Source organism: Streptacidiphilus albus JL83 (assembly GCF_000744705.1).
In the GTDB taxonomy this organism is placed as follows: domain Bacteria; phylum Actinomycetota; class Actinomycetes; order Streptomycetales; family Streptomycetaceae; genus Streptacidiphilus; species Streptacidiphilus albus.
In genome coordinates this window covers 2,065,830-2,084,106 of the sequence record NZ_JQML01000001.1, presented here as the reverse complement: position 1 = coordinate 2,084,106, position 18,277 = coordinate 2,065,830, and the positions used below count along the sequence as shown (strand labels likewise).

General features: G+C 72.3%; 13 protein-coding genes. 10 read left to right on the top strand and 3 right to left on the bottom strand.

Translation table 11 applies throughout. The features are described 5' to 3' along the window. The first annotated feature begins 137 nt into the window (after nucleotides 1-137). From BS75_RS09015 to BS75_RS09005, 3 genes are all read left to right on the top strand, one after another. Entirely contained in the window at nucleotides 138-713 is a 576-nt protein-coding gene (locus BS75_RS09015) for a cell division protein SepF (protein ID WP_034087840.1), read from the top strand. A 108-nt stretch (nucleotides 714-821) separates the two neighbouring features. Next, nucleotides 822-1,106 carry a YggT family protein gene (locus tag BS75_RS09010; protein ID WP_034087839.1) on the top strand — a complete coding sequence of 95 codons (285 nt, stop codon included), beginning with the start codon at nucleotides 822-824 and terminating at the stop codon, nucleotides 1,104-1,106. Between the two features lie 46 nt (nucleotides 1,107-1,152). After that, nucleotides 1,153-2,412 (top strand): DivIVA domain-containing protein, encoded by a 1,260-nt coding sequence (locus BS75_RS09005; protein ID WP_034087838.1) that lies wholly within the window; start codon nucleotides 1,153-1,155, stop codon nucleotides 2,410-2,412. A 358-nt stretch (nucleotides 2,413-2,770) separates the two neighbouring features. On the opposite strand, the gene ileS is transcribed toward BS75_RS09005, so the two are convergent. After that, nucleotides 2,771-5,908 carry an isoleucine--tRNA ligase gene (gene ileS, locus BS75_RS09000; RefSeq protein ID WP_034087837.1) on the bottom strand — a complete coding sequence of 1,046 codons (3,138 nt, stop codon included), beginning with the start codon at nucleotides 5,906-5,908 and terminating at the stop codon, nucleotides 2,771-2,773. A 636-nt stretch (nucleotides 5,909-6,544) separates the two neighbouring features. Between ileS and BS75_RS08995 the strand changes: the two genes are divergently transcribed. The 7 genes from BS75_RS08995 (at nucleotide 6,545) to BS75_RS08965 (ending at nucleotide 16,520) form a co-directional block, all read left to right on the top strand. Continuing rightward, nucleotides 6,545-7,039, top strand: a complete 495-nt coding sequence (locus tag BS75_RS08995; RefSeq protein ID WP_408022523.1) for a TraR/DksA family transcriptional regulator — start codon at nucleotides 6,545-6,547, stop codon at nucleotides 7,037-7,039. Between the two features lie 69 nt (nucleotides 7,040-7,108). Continuing rightward, entirely contained in the window at nucleotides 7,109-7,804 is a 696-nt protein-coding gene (lspA, locus tag BS75_RS08990) for a signal peptidase II (RefSeq protein WP_052069291.1), read from the top strand. A 39-nt stretch (nucleotides 7,805-7,843) separates the two neighbouring features. Continuing rightward, nucleotides 7,844-8,782, top strand: a complete 939-nt coding sequence (locus BS75_RS08985) for an RluA family pseudouridine synthase (protein WP_034087836.1) — start codon at nucleotides 7,844-7,846, stop codon at nucleotides 8,780-8,782. Further along, entirely contained in the window at nucleotides 8,769-9,236 is a 468-nt protein-coding gene (locus tag BS75_RS08980) for a GNAT family N-acetyltransferase (protein WP_034087835.1), read from the top strand. The genes BS75_RS08985 and BS75_RS08980 overlap by 14 nt, the downstream gene beginning before the upstream one ends. Nucleotides 9,237-9,278: 42 nt before the next feature. Beyond that, the gene (locus tag BS75_RS08975) at nucleotides 9,279-10,871 is read left to right on the top strand and encodes a Na+/H+ antiporter (RefSeq protein ID WP_034087834.1); all 1,593 of its coding nucleotides are present in this window, start codon (nucleotides 9,279-9,281) and stop codon (nucleotides 10,869-10,871) included. Nucleotides 10,872-11,191: 320 nt separating this feature from the next. Continuing rightward, nucleotides 11,192-15,046 carry a Pls/PosA family non-ribosomal peptide synthetase gene (locus BS75_RS08970; protein WP_042437654.1) on the top strand — a complete coding sequence of 1,285 codons (3,855 nt, stop codon included), beginning with the start codon at nucleotides 11,192-11,194 and terminating at the stop codon, nucleotides 15,044-15,046. A 22-nt stretch (nucleotides 15,047-15,068) separates the two neighbouring features. After that, a complete protein-coding gene (locus tag BS75_RS08965) occupies nucleotides 15,069-16,520 on the top strand; it encodes a M1 family metallopeptidase (protein WP_081982197.1) in 1,452 nt (483 codons plus the stop codon). Between the two features lie 30 nt (nucleotides 16,521-16,550). Here the strand turns inward: BS75_RS08965 and BS75_RS08960 are convergent, their stop codons facing one another. Continuing rightward, nucleotides 16,551-17,327 (bottom strand): DsbA family protein, encoded by a 777-nt coding sequence (locus BS75_RS08960; protein WP_034087833.1) that lies wholly within the window; start codon nucleotides 17,325-17,327, stop codon nucleotides 16,551-16,553. A 142-nt stretch (nucleotides 17,328-17,469) separates the two neighbouring features. After that, nucleotides 17,470-18,186: a hypothetical protein gene (locus BS75_RS08955; protein WP_034087832.1), complete on the bottom strand. Its 717-nt coding sequence runs from the start codon at nucleotides 18,184-18,186 to the stop codon at nucleotides 17,470-17,472. Nucleotides 18,187-18,277: the final 91 nt, after the last annotated feature.

Sequence of the window (18,277 nt, the reverse complement as noted above, 5' to 3'; positions counted from 1 at the left end):
AATCTCCCCTTCAACTGAGGGGCAGACCGTGGATCGTGGAACCACTCCGCCGCACTGAGCGACTCGTGAACGAGCGGCCCAAGGCGGGGCGCGTACCGGTGACAAAGCCGATCCACCACAGAGCGGAGGACAGGAGTATGGCCGGCGCTGTGCGCAAGATGGCGATCTACCTCGGCCTCTTGGAGGACGATGGCTACGACGTCCAGAGTTACGACCCGGACGACGAGGACTACGGCCCCGAGCCCGAGCCGCTGCGAACCGGACGCACCGAGGAGGTGCCCCGACCCGTCCCCGCGCCGACCGCGCCGGCGGCTTTCGTGGCGCCGATGCGCTCCGAGCCGAGGATGGCCCCAGTGTCGTCCATCACACCTGAACGTCGAAATGTCGAGAAGAGCGCCCCGGTGATCATGTCCAAGGCCGCGTCCGAGCGGGAGCCCTACCGCATCACCACGCTGCACCCCCGTACCTACAACGAGGCCCGTACCATCGGGGAACACTTCCGTGAAAGCACCCCCGTGATCATGAATCTCACGGAGATGGACGACACGGACGCCAAGCGCCTCGTAGACTTCGCGGCTGGACTGGTCTTCGGGCTCCATGGAAGCATCGAGCGGGTGACGCAGAAGGTGTTCCTGCTCTCTCCTGCTAACGTCGATGTCACGGCGGAGGACAAGGCCAGGATTGCCGAGGGTGGGTTCTTCAACCAGAGCTGACCGAAGCAGGACGATACGTGTGGATCACGTGACGCCGGGTAGCGATCAACTCGCCCCCGGCGGGCGGGCGGTGGACCGGATGGACCGAGCAGGGCGAGGGGAGCGGCAGTGAACGTTGTATGGCAGGTGCTGTACATCGCGTTGTACTGCTTCCTCGGCATTCTGCTCGCCCGTCTGGTGATGGACTGGGTTCGACAACTGGCGCGCGACTGGCAACCGGGCCGCGCCATGATCGTCGTGCTGGAGTGCATCTACACCGTCACCGATCCGCCACTCAAGTTTCTGCGGCGGTACATCCCGCCGTTGCGGCTCGGGGGCGTGGCGCTCGACCTGTCCTTCCTCGTACTGATCATTATTGTTTCGATCCTGATCTCCGTCGTGGCGGGCCTGTGAACCACGCAGACGTCCGGCTGTCCGACGATCACGTTGAGGTGAAGAGATGCCATTGACCCCCGAGGACGTGCGGAACAAGCAGTTCACGACCGTCCGCCTCCGCGAAGGCTATGACGAGGACGAGGTCGATGCCTTCCTCGACGAGGTCGAAGGAGAGCTGACCCGACTGCTCCGCGAGAACGAGGACCTGCGCGCCAAACTGGCCGCCGCGACTCGCGCGGCCGCGCAGAACCAGCAGAACATGCGGAAGGAACAGGAACAGCACCAGCGTCCTGGCCCGCCCGTCCCGGCGGCCATATCCGGCCCGCCGGTGCCGCAGCAGGGTATGCCGCCGCAGATGCAGCAGACCCAGATGCAGCCGCAGCAGCAGATGCAACAGCAGCAGCAGATGGGCCACCCCGGCCCGCCGCAGCTGCCCAGTGCCCCGCAGCTGCCCGGCGCCCCGCAGCTCCAGGGTCCGCCGCAGCTCCAGGGCGGCACCATGGGTGGCCAGCAGGGCTTCGTCGGCCAGATGGGCCAGCAGCAGATGGGCCAGCCGCAGCAGATGGGCGGCCAGCTCCAGCCGATGCAGCAGCAGATGCCGCCGCAGATGCAGCAGATGCAGCAGCCCTTCCCGCAGCAGCAGCAGAACCCCGGTGGCGACAGTGCCGCCCGCGTCCTGGGCCTGGCCCAGCAGACAGCGGACCAGGCGATCGCCGAGGCCCGTTCCGAGGCGAACAAGATCGTCGGCGAGGCCCGCAGCCGCGCCGAGGGTCTGGAGCGCGACGCCCGTGCCAAGGCCGACGCCCTGGAGCGGGACGCCCAGGAGAAGCACCGCGTCGCCATGGGCTCGCTGGAGTCCGCCCGCGCCACCCTGGAGCGCAAGGTCGAGGACCTGCGCGCCTTCGAGCGCGAGTACCGCACGCGGCTGAAGTCCTACCTGGAGACCCAGCTGCGCCAGCTGGAGTCGCAGGCGGACGACTCGCTCGCCCCCGCGCGCCAGCCGGCCACGGCCTCGCTGCCCCCGGCCGCGATCCCGCAGCCCTCGATGGCCCCGGTCGGCGCTTCGCCGATGGGCGGTCAGACCTTCGGCGGGCAGCAGAGCTTCGGTGGCGGCAACGGCGGGTTCAACCCCGGCGGCGGCAGCCAGCCCAGCTTCGGCGGCAACAGCTTCAACCCCGGCCAGCAGCACCAGTCGGTCGGCGGCCAGCAGCAGATGTCCCCGGCCATGACCCAGCCGATGGCCGCGGTCCGTCCGCAGCCTCCGCTGCAGCAGGCCCCGCAGCCGATGCGCGGCTTCCTGATCGACCAGGACGACGAGGGCTGACCGGCACCACCGGTCGGGGCTGAGGGTCCCTCGCGGACCCATGCCTCCCTCGCGCCTGCCGCGACACAGCCACGCCCCCTGCTGGAACGTTCCAGCAGGGGGCGGCGGCATGTCCGGGGGCTACTGCTCCAGGGCGGCCGGCAGCTCCGGGAGCCTGCCGGTCGCGGCGGCGACGGCGACATGGTGGTGGTAGTCGCGGGTGGCGGTGATCAGGCCCTCGCGGACCGTCAGCACCTGGATGTTGCCCCGGGCCCGGTGCCCTGCCCGGCGAACGATCGGCCTCCGTCCGGGAAGGTCCGGACACGACGGTGCCCGGGGCGGCGGCCTCGCGGCCCCGCCCCGGGCACCGGTGCTCCGGTCAGACCTTGTGCAGCCAGAAGGTCAGCGCCAGCGCCTCGTCGGTGAAGGCGGTCGGCTGGTCCCAGTCGGCTGCCCCCTCGGCGAAGTCGGTGGCCAGCACCTCGTCGGCGATCAGGGTGGCGTGCGCCGCCAGCGCCTCGGCCGTGGCCGGGTCGGTGGTGGTGAAGCGGAGCACGATCCGGTCGGAGACGTCGAGGCCGCTGTTCTTCCGGGCCTCCTGCACCTGGCGGATGGCGTCCCGGGCCACACCCGCGAGCCGCAGCTCGGGGGTGATGTGGAGGTCGAGCGCCACGGTCGCGCCGGACTCGTTGGCGACGGCCCAGCCCTCGCGCGGGGTCTCGGTGATGACGACCTCCTCCGGCGTCAGTTCCACCGGCTCGCCGTCGAGTTCGACGGTGGCCGTGCCGGTGGCCCGCAGCGCGGCGCCGAGCGCGGCCGCGTCGGCGGCGGCGACCGCCTTGGCCACCTCCTGCACGCCCTTGCCGAAACGCTTGCCCAGGGCACGGAAGTTGGCCTTGGCGGTGGTGTCCACCAGCGAGCCGCCGACGGCGGAGAGCGACTCCAGCGCGGTGACGTTGAGCTCCTCGGTGATCTGCGCCAGCAGCTCGGCCGGCAGCTCCTCGTAGCCCTGGGCCGCGATGAGGGCCCGGGACAGCGGCTGACGGGTCTTCACCCCGGAGTCGGCGCGGGTCGCCCGGCCGAGCTCCACCAGTCGCCGGACCAGCGTCATGTGGCGGGAGAGCGCCGGGTCGATCAGCGCCTCGTCGGCCACCGGGAACTCGGCCAGGTGGACCGAGGCCGGGGCGTCGGCGGTCACCGGGACGACCAGGTCCTGCCAGACCTGCTCGGTGATGAACGGCGTCAGCGGCGCCATCAGCCGGGTGACCGTCTCCAGCGCCTCGTGCAGGGTCGCCAGCGCGGCCGGCTCGCCCTGCCAGAAGCGGCGGCGGGCGCGCCGGACGTACCAGTTGGAGAGGTCGTCGACGAAGGCGGAGAGCAGCTTGCCGGCCCGCTGGGTGTCGAAGCCGTCCAGCGCCGAGTCCACGTCGCGGACCAGGGTGTTCAGCTCGGAGAGCACCCAGCGGTCCAGCATCGGCCGGTCGGCCGGGGCCGGATCGGCCGTGCTCGGCGCCCAGCCGGCGGTGCGGGCGTAGAGGGCCTGGAAGGCGACGGTGTTCCAGTAGGTCAGCAGGGTCTTGCGGACCACCTCCTGGATGGTGTTGTGGCCCACCCGGCGCGCCGACCAGGGCGAGCCGCCGGCCGCCATGAACCAGCGGACGGCGTCCGCGCCGTGCTGGTCCATCAGCGAGATCGGCTCCAGGATGTTGCCCAGGTGCTTGGACATCTTCCGGCCGTCCTCGGCCAGGATGTGGCCCAGGCAGACCACGTTCTCGTAGGAGGACCGGTCGAAGACCAGGGTGCCGACCGCCATCAGCGTGTAGAACCAGCCGCGGGTCTGGTCGATCGCCTCGGAGATGAACTGCGCCGGGTAGCGCTTCTCGAACAGCTCGGCGTTCTTCAGCGGGTAGCCGTACTGGGCGAAGGGCATCGATCCGGAGTCGTACCAGGCGTCGATGACCTCCGGCACCCGGACCACCGGGGCGGCGCAGGTGGTGCAGGGGAAGGTGACCTCGTCGATGTAGGGCCGGTGCGGGTCCAGGTCGGAGAGGTCGCGGCCGGTCAGCTCGCTGAGCTCGGCGAGCGAGCCGACGCAGGTCAGGTGGTCGTCCTCGCAGCGCCAGATCGGCAGCGGGGTGCCCCAGTAGCGGTTCCGGGACAGCGCCCAGTCGATGTTGTTCTTCAGCCAGTCGCCGAAGCGGCCCTGCTTCACCGTCTCCGGGAACCAGTTGGTCTTCTCGTTCTCCCGCAGCATCGCGTCCTTGACGGCGGTGGTGCGGACGTACCAGGACGGCTGCGCGTAGTAGAGCAGCGCGGTGTGGCAGCGCCAGCAGTGCGGGTAGCTGTGCTCGTAGGGGACGTGCCGGAAGAGCCGGCCGCGCGCGTCGAGGTCGGCGACCAGCGCCTCGTCCGCCTTCTTGAAGAACTGCCCGCCGACCAGCGGGACGTCCGGCTCGAAGGTGCCGTCGGCCAGCACCGGGTTGACCATCGGCAGGCCGTAGCTGCGGCAGGTGGCGAGGTCGTCCGCGCCGAAGGCGGGGGCCTGGTGGACCAGGCCGGAGCCGTCCTCGGTGGTGACGTACTCGGCGTTGACGACGAAGTGCGCGCCCTCGACCGGGATCAGCGAGAACGGCCGGTCGTAGGTCCAGCGCTCCATCTCGGCGCCGGTGAAGCGCTCGCCGGTGGCGGTCCAGCCCTCGCCGAGCGACTTGGCCAGCAGCGGCTCGGCCACCACCAGCTGCTCGTTGCCGTCGGTGGCGACGACATAGGTGACGTCGGGGTGGGCGGCGACGGCGACGTTGGAGACCAGCGTCCACGGGGTGGTCGTCCAGACCAGCATGGCGGCGCGGCCGGCCAGCGGGCCCGAGGTGAGCGGGAACCGGACGTAGACCGAGGGGTCGACCACGGTCTCGTAGCCCTGGGCCAGCTCGTGGTCGGACAGGCCGGTGCCGCAGCGCGGGCACCAGGGCGCCACCCGGAAGTCCTGGACCAGCAGGCCCTTGTCGAAGATCTGCTTGAGCGACCACCAGACGGACTGGATGTAGTCCGGGTCCATGGTGCGGTAGGCGTCGTCCAGGTCGACCCAGTAGCCCATCCGGTTGGTGAGCTCCGCGAAGGCGTCGGTGTGCCGGGTCACCGAGGCGCGGCAGCGCTCGTTGAACTCGGCGATGCCGTAGGCCTCGATGTCCTGCTTGCCGGAGAAGCCGAGCTCCTTCTCGACGGCGAGCTCGACCGGCAGGCCGTGGCAGTCCCAGCCGGCCTTGCGGGCGACGTGGTGGCCCTTCATGGTCTTGTAGCGCGGGAAGACGTCCTTGAAGACCCGGGCCTCGATGTGGTGCGCGCCGGGCATGCCGTTGGCGGTCGGCGGGCCCTCGTAGAACACCCACTCCGGGCGGCCCTCGGACTGCTCCAGGGTGCGCTGGAAGATCTTGTTGTCCTGCCAGAAGGAGAGGATGCCGTGCTCCAGCACGGGCAGGTCCACCTGGGCGGGGACGGGGCGGTACTGGGGTGCTGACATCTGCTGGTTCCTCCGGCGGGCGCGAGAGTGCGGCGTTCTGCATTCGGCTTCCGACGGAGGGACGAGGCCAGGTGCGGGCCCCGCGGTACCACCCTCCTTGGCCGTGCCTGGGCACGACCCCCTCATTAGGGGCTGCGGCCGGTTCTACCGGGCCCCCGAGGGGGCCTTTCCTCCGGCGGCTCCGGGGTGATCTTCCCGACGCGCACACCCCCGGGCTTCCACCGTCCCCGGGTCGCTCTCGGCTGCGTTCGGCGGTACTCGTCCCCATCCACGCCTTGCCCCGCCAGTCTATAGGGATCGGCAAGGCGATTTTCGCGCCGCCGCCCCGGCCGCACCGGCGCTCCGCCGGTGCGCCGGTGGTGTTGCTGCGCCCGGGTGACGCGCCGGTAACGATGACGGATGGCGATTATCGGGTCACGTTCTGGGCACACATTCGTCGAGCAAGCCGAGGCGCGTGCTGCGGTATGTCTGGTTGTGATGCCGTTTGTCACGCATTATCTTTCCGGCACTGAATCATTGCGGCGTGAAGGGGTCTGAGGCATGGCCGACAAGGCAAGAAGCGGGGCTGCACGCGCACGCCGGGCTGGGATGTCCGTGCTGGACACGTCGGTGCTGGGGACGGGAGAGGGGACCACCGTGCGAGGCAAGACCAGTGCGGCCGCGGCCAAGCCCGCCGCCACCCGCGCCCGCGCCGAGTCGGCGACCGTCGCGCCGGCCCGCTCGGCGGACGACCCGCCGGCCACGCTCCCGGTGCGTCCGGGCGAGGACCCGTGGACCGCGGCCGAGGTCGCCGAGCTGGAACAGGAGCTCCAGTCCGACGCGGCGACGCTGCGCGCCGAGATCCACGCCTCGGAGGAGGCGGTCAGCGGACTGATGCGGGACTCCGGCGACGGCGCCGGCGACGACCAGGTCGACGCCGGGACCAAGAACATCTCCCGCGAGCACGAGATGTCGCTCGCGGCCAACGCCCGCGAGATGCTGGAGCAGACCGAGCGCGCCCTGGTCAGGCTCGCCGGGACGGCGTTCGGGCTGTGCGAGTCCTGCGGCCAGCCCATCGGCAAGGCCCGGGTCCAGGCCTTCCCCCGGGCCACCCTCTGCGTCCAGTGCAAGCAGAAGCAGGAGCGCCGCTGACCCTCGCCGGCCGCCCGCCCCCGGGCGGGGCAGGGGAACGGGACCCGGTCCCCCGGTGCGGAAGCGCCGCTGTACCGTACGCTCAAGGACGTAGGTCCCACCGACTCGACCCGACTCGCCGCAGCGGAGCGCATCATCAGTACCCCAGGTTTCCAGAAGGCCCCGGCGGACACGAACCCGCCGGTCGCCGACGGTGCGGAGCCGGCCGCAGCCACCGTGCGGCGCCGGCGCCGGATCGGTGTGCTGCTCTCCGTCGCGCTGTGCGCCTACCTGCTCGACCTCGGCAGCAAGTTGCTGGTGGTGGCGAAGCTGGAGTACCACAACCCGATCCACCTGATCGGCGGCGACTGGGTCATGCTGCAGGCGACCCGGAACCCGGGTGCGGCCTTCGGCATGGGCGCGGCGATGACGATCGTCTTCACGATCATCGCGGCCTCGGTGATCGTGGTCATCTGCCGGCTCGCCCGCAAGCTCTACAGCCTGCCCTGGGCGATCGCCCTGGGCCTGCTGCTCGGCGGCGCCTTCGGCAACCTGACCGACCGGATCTTCCGCTCGCCCGGGATCTTCCGGGGCGAGGTCGTGGACTTCATCTCGGTGCGCGACTTCGCGGTGTTCAACCTCGCCGACTCGGCGATCGTCTGCGGCGGGATCCTGGTCGTCATCCTCTCCTTCCTGGGCACCAACCCCGACGGCTCGGTCCAGGCCGCCGCGACCCGCGCCGGAACCGAACGGCCGGGCGAGCAGGACGGCGACGACAAGGCCTGATGGCGGGGCGGACCGTCGCGGTCCGGCATACTCGTTCAGGTGACCACCGATCCTCAGCTCCGCAGTCTGCCCGTGCCCGACGGCCTGGAGGGCGAGCGTGTCGACGCCGCCATCGCCCGGATGTTCGGGTTCTCCCGTACCAAGGCCGCCGAACTGGCGGCCGAGGGCAAGGTGACGGTGGACGGCTCGACCGTCGGCAAGTCCGACCGGGTCATCGGCGGCTCCTGGATGGAGGTCGAGCTCCCGGCCCCGCCCGCGCCGGTGCAGATCGTCGCCGAGCGGATCGACAACATGGCGATCGTCTACGACGACGAGCACATCGTCGTGGTGAACAAGCCGGTCGGCGTCGCCGCCCATCCCAGCCCCGGCTGGACCGGTCCCACGGTCATCGGCGGCCTGGCCGGCGCCGGCTACCGGATCTCCACCTCCGGCGCCTCCGAGCGCCAGGGCGTGGTGCACCGCCTCGACGTCGGGACCTCGGGGCTGATGGCGGTCGCCAAGTCCGAGCTCGCCTACACCTCGCTCAAGCAGCAGTTCCGCGACCGGGTCGTGGAGAAGAAGTACAACGCCCTGGTGCAGGGCCACCCGGATCCGATGTCGGGCACCGTGGACGCGCCGATCGACCGCCACCCCAGCAGCGACTGGAAGTGGGCCGTGGTCGCCAGCGGCAAGCCCTCGGTCACCCACTACGACCTGATCGAGGCGTACCGGGCGGCCTCGCTGCTGGACATCAAGCTGGAGACCGGCCGCACCCACCAGATCCGGGTGCACATGTCGGCGCTGCGCCACCCCTGCGTCGGCGACCTCACCTACGGCGCCGACCCGACCCTGGCCAAGCGGCTGGGGCTGACCCGGCAGTGGCTGCACGCCGTCCAGCTGGGCTTCGAGCACCCGTCCACCGGCGAGTGGGTGGAGTTCCGCACCGAGTACCCCGAGGACCTGGCCCGAGCCCTGGAGATCATCAGTGCCGAGAGCTGACATCCGCACCGCCGCCGCCGCCGAGGAGCTGGCGACCGTCCACGCGATCCGGCGCGAGGTCTTCATCGTCGAGCAGGGCGTCCCCGAGGACGAGGAGTGGGACGAGCTCGACGCGACCTCGGTGCACCTGCTGGCCCTGGACGAGGACGGCGCGCCGCTCGGCACGGCCCGGCTGATCCACGGCCCGGAGGCGCTGGCGATCGCCGGCCGCCCCGGAACCGTGCTGCTGGGACGGCTCGCGGTGCTGAAGCCCGGCCGGGGCACCGGCCTGGGCGCGGCGCTGGTCCGCGCCGTCGAGGAGGCCGGCCGGGCCCACGGCGGGACCGAGATGGAGCTGCACGCGCAGGTCCAGGCGCTGGGCTTCTACGAGCGCCTCGGCTACGCCGCCCACGGCCCGGAGTACCTGGACGGCGGAATCCCGCACCGCACCATGACCCGGGCCCTGACACCCTGAGACCAGCGGACGAGGAGCTGAGGTAGAGGAGTGTCCGGCGGAATGACGCAGTTGATGCTCCTCTTCTTCATTCTGCTGGCCGCGATCGTGAGCACCCCGATCGCGGAGCGGGTCAGGATTCCGCAGCCGGTGCTGATGACCCTGATAGGGATGGTGCTGGCGGTCCTGCCGTTCGTGCCGAACATCACCATCTCGCCCGAGCTGATCCTGCCGATGGTGCTGCCGCCGCTGATCTACGCCGCCGCGCAGCGCTCCACCGCCAGCTACTTCCGGGCGAACTACCGGGTCATCCTGCTGCTCGCGGTGGTGCTGGTGCTGGTCACCACGGCCGCGGTGGCGCTGGCCCTGCACTGGATCATGCCCGCGCTGCCGCTCGCCGCCGCGATCGCGCTGGGCGCGCTGATCTCCCCGCCGGACCCGATCGCGGCGGCGGCGGTGGCCGGCAGCGTCGGGCTGCCGCGCCGGCTGATGGGCATCCTGGAGACCGAGGGCCTGTTCAACGACGTCACCGCACTGGTGGTGTACGGGCTGGCGGTCGAGGCCGTGGTCAAGGGTGAGTTCTCCACGCTGGAGGCGGTGGAGCGGCTGGTGCTGTCGGCGGTGCTGGCGGTGGTCTTCGGGGTCGGGCTCGGCTGGCTCAGCGGCAAGGTGATGTCGCTGCTGCACGACCCGACGCTGCAGGTCGCACTGAGCCTGCTGGTGCCCTTCGCGGCCTACGTGCTGGCGGACGAGCTGCACGGCTCGGGCGTGCTGGCGGTGCTGGTCTGCTCGCTCTGGATCAACGACCAGACGGTCGGCGCCGACGACGTCGGCTACCGGCTGGTCGGCGAGGCCTTCTGGGACGTGGTCGAGCTGCTGATCTCGGGGATGGCCTTCGGCCTGATCGGGCTGGAGCTGGCCAGCGTGCTGAACACCGTCGGCAGCCACTGGACCTCGATGCTGAGCGACGCCTTCCTGGTGATCGTGGTGGTGGTCGGGATCCGGCTGCTGTGGCTGCTGCCCGGCGCCTGGGTCACCCACAGCTGGGACCGCGCCCACGGCCACACCGAGGAGGCCGCGCCGATCGGCTGGCGCGAGTCGGTGGTGCTGTGGTGGTCCGGCATGCGCGGTGTGGCCTCGGTCGCCCTGGCCCTGGCCCTCCCGCTGACGGTGCACGGCGGCGGACCGTTCCCGGAGCGCTCCGAGATCATCTTCATCGCCTTCTGCGTGGTCCTGTTCACCCTGCTGGTCCAGGGCCTGACCCTGCCGGTGGTGGTCCGCTGGCTGGGCCTCAGCCGCGACCAGGACGCCGAGGACGCGGCCGAGCGCCAGCTCTGGTACCGCGCCGGCAAGGCCGGCCTGCGCCGGCTCAAGGAGATGGCCGCGACCGAGGAGCTCCCGGACGAGCTGGTCGACCGGCTGAAGCAGCGTCAGACCGACCGCCTCGCCCGCCACCGTCCCGACATGTACGACGAGGAGCAGCTCCGCGAGCTGAAGGAGCGGGCGGTCTGGGTCAAGCAGTTCGCCGAGGTCGAGCAGGCGATGCTGGCCGCCGGGCGGCAGGAGATGCAGGAGGCCCGGATGGAACCCGGCGCCGATCCGGAGCTCGTGGACCGGGTCATCCGCCGGCTGGACCTCCGCAGCAACCCCCGGTAGCGCCCTCGGTCGGCCGTAGCCGCAGCAGAAAATTGTCCAGTTTGATATAGTTAGTAGCTTATGCGCGATTTTGTCAGTATCGAGGGATGGATACCGATTGGAGCGGGTTCTTGGCTGTGGCATGGGTCTCATTTCGGATTTTTGCTGATGGCATGTCAGAAATGACTGACGACCCGTCAAGCTTGGCGCACGGCACCGCTTCTATTCGCTGACGACTAGTCAGATATGGCCCCAGAAACCGCCGTTGCGCGATTCGCTGCGATGTCGCCGATGCCCGACGCGGACTAGGATCGACCGGGTCGTTGACGAGATGAGGACCCATGACCACGGCCGTGTACCAGCCCACCCCGGTGGAGCTCGACGCCGCACCCAGCGGGCTAGCCCTGTTCACCGGGGGGCGGACCCCCGCTCCGCGCACCCTCCTTGACATCCTCGACGCCAGCGCCGCCGCGCATCCGGACGAGCCCGCGCTGGACGACGGGCGCAGCGTGCTGACGTACCGTGCGCTCGCCGCCGAGGTCGAGTCGCTGCGGGCCGCCCTCGCCGAGGGCGGCGTCGGCGTCGGCGACCGGGTCGGGATCCGGGTGCCCTCCGGCACCACCGACCTCTACGTCTCCGTGCTCGCCGTCCTCGCCGCCGGGGCCGCCTACGTCCCGGTCGACGCCGAGGACCCGGACGAGCGGGCCGCGCTGGTCTTCGGCGAGGCCGAGGTCTGCGCCGTGCTCGGCGCCGACCGCACGGTCACCCGGGTGCGCGAGCCGCACGGCACGCCCGGTCGGCCGACCACCGCCGACGACGCCTGGATCATCTTCACCTCGGGCTCCACCGGCAAGCCCAAGGGCGTCGCGGTCACCCACCGCTCCGCCGCCGCCTTCGTCGACGCCGAGGCCGCGATCTTCCAACAGGAGGAGCCGCTCGGCCCCGGCGACCGGGTGATGGCCGGGCTCTCGGTCGCCTTCGACGCCTCCTGCGAGGAGATGTGGCTGGCCTGGCGCTACGGCGCCTGCCTGGTCACCGTCCCCCGCGCGCAGGTGCGCAGCGGCGCCGACCTCGGGCCCTGGCTGGTCGAGCAGGAGATCACCGTGGTCTCCACGGTGCCCACCCTGGCCGCGCTCTGGCCCGCCGACGCGCTCGGAGACGTCCGGCTGCTGATCTTCGGCGGCGAGGCCTGCCCGCCCGAGCTGGCCGAGCGGCTGGCCACCGAGGGCCGCGAGGTCTGGAACACCTACGGCCCGACCGAGGCCACCGTCGTCGCCTGCGCCGCGCCGCTGACCGGGCGGGCCCCGGTCCGGATCGGCCTGCCGCTGGACGGCTGGGAGCTCGCCGTCGTCGACGAGGCCGGCCAGGTCGTGCCCATGGGGGAGAGCGGCCAGCTGGTCATCGGCGGCGTCGGCCTCGCCCGCTACCTCGACCCGGAGAAGGACGCCGAGAAGTACGCCCCGCTGGAGTCCCTCGGCTGGGAGCGCGCCTACCGCAGCGGCGACCTGGTCCTCGCCCAGCCCGAGGGGCTGGTCTTCCTCGGCCGCGCCGACGAGCAGATCAAGCTCGGCGGCCGCCGGATCGAACTCGGCGAGGTCGACGCGGTGCTCCAGGCGCTGCCCGGGGTCACCGGCGCGGCGGCGGCCGTCCGCACCGCACGCGGCGGCAACCAGCTGCTGGTCGGCTACCTGGTCACCGCCGAGGGCTTCGACCACGCGGCGGCGGTCACCACCCTGCGGTCCGAGCTGCCCGCCGCCATGGTGCCGCTGCTCGCCCAGGTCGACGAGCTGCCGGTGCGCACCTCCGGCAAGGTCGACCGGAACGCCCTGCCCTGGCCGCTGCCCGCCTCCGCGCTGGTGGGGGAGCAGCCCGGCGAGGCCGAACAGCTCTACGGCACCGAGGCCTGGCTGGCCGAGCAGTGGGCCGAGGTGCTCGGCCTGCCGGTCGGCAGCGCCAAGGCCGACTTCTTCGCCATCGGCGGCAGCAGCCTGGGCGCGGCCCGGCTGGTCACCCTGGTCCGGGCCCGCTACCCGCACGCCGCCGTCAGCGACATCTACCAGCACCCGGTGCTGCGCGACCTGGCCCGCACCCTCGCCGCCTCCAGTCAGAGCGCCGGAGCGGTCCGCACCATCACCCCGACCCCCCGGCGGACCGGGATCGTCCAGACCCTGCTGATGATCCCGCTGCTCACCGTGGTCGGCCTGCGCTGGACCGTGGCGCTGGCCGCGATCGGCAACGTCCTCGGCTGGTCCCCCTCGCTCTCCTGGTGGTGGATCGCGGCCGGGGCGGCCGTGCTGTGGACGCCGGTCGGCCGGATCGCGATCGCGGCCGGCGGCGCCCGGCTGCTGCTCCGCGACGTGAAACCCGGCTCCTACCCGCGCGGCGGCAGCGTCCACCTGCGGCACTGGACCGCCGAGCGGCTGGCCGAGCTCTCCGGCGCGACCGACCTCTCCGGCGCCTGGCTGGTCCGCTACGCCCGCGCCCTCGGCGCCAAGGTCGGCGACGACGTCGACCTGCACACCCTGCCGCCGGTCACCGGCTGGCTGCGGCTGGGCAAGGGCTGCGCGGTCGAGGCCGAGGTCGACCTCGGCGGCTGGTGGCTCGACGGCGACCTGCTGCACCTCGGCCCGGTCCGGGTCGGCGCGGGCGCCACCGTCGGCACCCGCAGCGTGCTGCTGCCCGGCTCCCGGGTCGGCAAGCGCGCCGAGATCGTGGCCGGTTCGGCCGTCACCGGCCAGGTCCCCACCGGCCAGCGCTGGGCCGGCTCGCCGGCCGCGAAGACCGGCCGGGCCAACCACTCCTGGCCCAAGCAGCGCCCGGCCCGCCGCAAGCGCTGGGCGATGATGTACGGGGCCAGCGGCCTCGGCCTCACCCTGCTGCCGCTGGCCGCCGCAGCCGCCGGCATCGCCGTGCTCGCCGCCTTCCCGCACACCGTCGGCGCACTGCTCTACAGCGTCCCGCTGGCCACCGTCGCCGCCGGGATCGCCTACGCGCTGCTGATCCTGGCCGCCGTCCGGCTGCTCGGCATCGGGCTGCGCACCGGCCACCACCCGCTGCACAGCCGCAACGCCTGGCAGGCCTGGACCGTGATCCAGCTGATGGACCTGGCCCGGGGCAGCCTCTTCCCGCTGTACGCCAGCAGCCTCACCCCGCTCTGGCTGCGCGCGCTGGGGATGAAGGTCGGCCGCGACGTCGAGGCCTCCACCGTGCTCGCGCTGCCCAGCATGACCACCGTCGGCGACGGCGCCTTCCTCGCCGACGACACCCTGATCGCCCCCTACGAGCTCGGCGGCGGCTGGCTCCGGCTCGACGCCGCCGAGATCGGCGAGCGCGCCTTCCTGGGCAACTCCGGGATGACCGCGCCCGGCCGCTCGGTGCCCGACCGGGGCCTGGTCGGCGTGCTCTCGTCCACCCCCAAGAAGGCCAAGAAGGGCAGCTCCTACCTCGGCATGCCGCCGATGAAGCTGCCCCGCCGCGCCGACAAGGCCGACCTCGGCCTCACCTACGCCCCCTCGGTCCGGCTGCGCACCCTGCGCGCCGCGGTGGAGCTGCTGCGGATCGTCCCGGTGATGATCGCGGTGGCGCTGGCGCTCGGCGTCCTCGCCGCGCTGTACAATGTCGCCGCCGAGGCCGGCTTCGCGGTCGCCGCGCTGGCCTCCGGCACGGTGCTGCTCGCCGCCGGGGTGCTCGCCTGCCTGCTCTCGCTCGCCGCGAAGTGGCTGCTGATCGGCCGCTTCACCGCCGTCGAGCACCCGCTCTGGAGCAGCCATGTCTGGCGCAACGAGCTGGCCGACACCTTCACCGAGATCCTGGCCGCGCCCTGGCTGCTCAACGCCGTCCCCGGCACCCCGCTGATGAACCTCTGGCTGCGCGGCCTCGGCGCGCACATCGGCCGCGGCGTCTGGTGCGAGAGCTACTGGCTGCCCGAGGCCGACCTGGTCACCCTCGGCGACGGCGCCTCGGTCAACCGCGGCTGCGTGGTGCAGACCCATCTCTTCCACGACCGGATCATGCGGATGGACACTGTCACCCTGGAGCAGGGTGCAACCCTCGGCCCGCACGGTATCGTCCTGCCCGGGACCACCATCGGCGCCCGCACCACCCTCGGCCCCGCGTCGCTGGTGATGCGCGGCGAGTCCGTCCCGGCGGACAGCCGCTGGCTCGGCAACCCCATCGCCGCCTGGCCGACCACCTGAACCACGCCGGAGCCGATCAGCGTTGAGCAGCCCCAAGCAGAACCCGCAGCAGCCCGCCGACCCCTACTTCCCCACCCACGGCGACCTCCGGTACCACGTCCACCGCTACGAGTTGGCCCTCGACTACCGTCCGGGGCCGAACCGGCTGGCCGGCAGCGCCCGGCTGACCTGCCTGGCCGGAGCCGAGGCGCTGGCCGAGCTGGCGCTCGACTTCGCCGAGTTCCGGATCAACCGGGTACTGCTCGACGGCCGCGCCTCCCGCTGGACCCACCGGGGCGGCAAGCTCCGGGTCCGCCCGGCCCGGCCGCTGCGGCCGGGCGCCGCCTTCACCGTCGAGGTCCACTACAGCGGCAACCCGCGCCCGGTCCGCAGCGAGTGGGGCGGTCTCGGCTGGGAGGAGCTGGAGGACGGCTCGCTGGTCGCCAGCCAGCCGGTCGGCGCGCCCTCCTGGTACCCGTGCAACGACCGGCCCTCGGACAAGGCCGCTTACCAGATCTCGGTGACCGCCCCCAGCGCCTACACCGTCGTCGCCAACGGCCGACTGCTCACCCGGACCACCAAGTCCTCCAGCACCACCTGGCTCTACGAGCAGCCGGTGCCCTCGGCCAGCTACCTGGTCACCGTGCAGACCGGCCGCTACGAGCAGCTGGTCCTGGCGTCCGGACCGGTCCCGCAGACCGCCTACGCCCCGGCCCGGCTGATAGCCGACTGCACCGCCGACCTCGGTCGGCAGCCGCAGATGATGGAGCTGTTCACCGAGCTCTTCGGCCCCTACCCGTTCGCCGAGTACGCCGTCGTCGTCACCGACGAGGAACTCGACGTCCCGGTCGAGGCCCAGGGGCTGTCCACCTTCGGCGCCAACCACATCGACGGGCGGCGCGGTTCCGAGCGGCTGGTCGCCCACGAGCTGGCGCACCAGTGGTTCGGCAACAGCGTCACCATCGCCGACTGGCGGCACATCTGGCTGAACGAGGGCTTCGCCAAGTACGCCGAGTGGCTCTGGTCCGAGCGCAGCGGCGGCCGGACCGCCGCCGAGCACGCCGCCGACTCGCACGCCAGGCTGGCCGAGCTGCCGCAGGACCTGGTCCTGGCCGACCCCGGCCGCAAGCTGATGTTCGACGACCGGCTGTACCGGCGCGGCGGGCTGGTCGTCCACGCGCTCCGGGTCGTCCTCGGCGACCCGGCGTTCTTCGCCCTGCTCAAGGAGTGGGCCGCCGAGCACCGGGGCGGCGTGGTCACCACGGCCGACTTCACCGGCCGCGCCCAGAGCCACAGCACGGAGCCGCTGCACGAGTTCTTCAACGCCTGGCTGTACGACCCGGAGCTGCCCGAGCTGCCGGTCGCCCGGGTGGCCCCGGCGCCCGGGCCCGTCACCCCCGCCGTCGGGCCGGAACCGGCCGCCGGGCCGGCTGCCGACCACGGGCCGGTCGCCGAGGGCCGGCGCTGGTCCCGGTGGCGCGGCGGCGTCCAGTAACCGCCGCCGCTGCCACCGCCGGTCCGGCTGCTACTTCGCCGCCAGCGTGGACTGGATCAGGGCCGTGAACTGCGCAGCGGTCACCGGGGCGCCGCTGGAGGAGAACACCGTCAGCTGCTTGCCGTTCAGCTTCATCGTCGGCGTCCCGGTGATCCCGCTGGTGTTGAAGGCGTCCGAGACCTTGTTCACCCAGCCCTTGTAGGTGTCGTCCTGGACCGCCTTGGTGAAGGCCGGGGTGACCAGGCCGGGGACCTTCGCCGCCAGCTTCAGCATCTCGGAGGTGCTGTTGAAGGCGTCGTCGGTCTCCTCCGGCTGGTTGGCGTAGAGGACGTCGTGGAAGGCCTTGAACTTGGCGGTGCCCTCGTTCAGCGCCGCCGCCGCCGCGTTCAGCGCCACGGCGGAGCCGTTGCCGCCGAGGTTGCCGTCCAGGAACGTGGCCATGTGGTACTCGATCTTGTAGGTGCCGTTGTCGGCCAGCGCCTGGACCGCCGGGCCCGCCGACTTCTCCAGCTCGTCGCAGATCGGGCAGCGGAAGTCCTCCCACACCTGCAGGGTGTTGGGGGCCTTCGGGTTGCCGTAGACGATCGTGGTGCCGTCGGCGTTGGCCGGGGCGACGTAGGGGGCGTTGCTGCTGCTCCGCGAGTCCTGCACGGCGATGCCGACGCCGGTGCCGACGACGATCACCGCGACTGCGGCGGCGCCGACGATCAGGCCCTTGCGGCGGCGCTGCCGGGCCGCCTCGGCGGCGCGGGCCGCCTCGACGCGGGCGCGCGCGGTGGTCTTGCCGGAGTTGTTCTTCTCGCTCATGGGTGTGATGTCCTGTCGGGTCGCGGTGCCGGTTCCGTGGGTGCTGCGGCGGTGGCACGGCGGACGCGGGACCTGTCCCGGAAAACGGGACAGCACTGCCTGCCCGGTACAACCGGACAGGTGTCGGCGGACGGAGGTGCGGTCAGCCGATCGGCAGCGGCGCCGGGCCGTGCGGGCGCACGGTCGGCGGTCCGCGCCGGGCGAGGACGAAGCGGAGCAGTGGCGCGGCGGCGGCGTCGATCCGCAGCGGCGGTCGGCGGTCCGGCCGTGGCAGCGGCGCGGGGGCGCGCAGCGCGGCGAGGAGCAGCCGCAGCGCGCTGCGCAGCGGCGCGCCCAGGTGCCGGACGTAGGCGCCGGTCGCCCGGACCAGCCGGTAGGCCGCGATCTCGCCCCGGCGCAGCCACCAGGCGGCGATCAGGCCGATCACCAGGTGGGCGGCCAGCACCAGCCACGGGGTGATCCCGTGGCCGACGTGGCCGGTCAGCGCGGGGGCGGTGCGCAGGGCGCCGTCGGCCTGGCCGGCGTTGCCGCAGAAGAGCAGCGAGTTCACCGAGTGCCAGGGCCCGAGCAGCGGCCCGCCGTCGGTGGCCCGGTAGCAGCTGGCCTGCCCGTCGGTGAAGAGAGTGTCGAGCCCGAGCTCCAGCGGGACCAGCAGCGCGGCGATCCCGGCGTAGGAGCGCTCGCGCCGACCGAGCAGCAGGGCCAGGACGAAGGCGCCCAGGCCGGCCGCCAGAATGGTCGGCCAGGGCAGCGGCTCGTCGGTCAGCAGCACGTGCGAGCCGCTGGAGAGGACGACCGCGAACAGGGTGAACAGCAGCGCACGGGCGACCGCGAGCAGCGGTACCGCACGCGTCCTCACCGTCGCCGCTCCCTGCCCGTCCGTAACCCGTTCGGCGGGTCCGCCGAACCGGACAATCCTCGCACAGTGCCGACACCGCCTGCGCCGGATC

Coding starts and splice junctions, on each gene's coding strand:
- BS75_RS08970 (WP_042437654.1), top strand. CDS start 11,192: ATGACCACGGCCGTGTACCAGCCCACCCCGGTGGAGCTCGACGCCGCA.
- BS75_RS09015 (WP_034087840.1), top strand. CDS start 138: ATGGCCGGCGCTGTGCGCAAGATGGCGATCTACCTCGGCCTCTTGGAG.
- BS75_RS08960 (WP_034087833.1), bottom strand. CDS start 17,327: ATGAGCGAGAAGAACAACTCCGGCAAGACCACCGCGCGCGCCCGCGTC.
- BS75_RS08975 (WP_034087834.1), top strand. CDS start 9,279: ATGACGCAGTTGATGCTCCTCTTCTTCATTCTGCTGGCCGCGATCGTG.
- BS75_RS09005 (WP_034087838.1), top strand. CDS start 1,153: ATGCCATTGACCCCCGAGGACGTGCGGAACAAGCAGTTCACGACCGTC.
- ileS (WP_034087837.1), bottom strand. CDS start 5,908: ATGTCAGCACCCCAGTACCGCCCCGTCCCCGCCCAGGTGGACCTGCCC.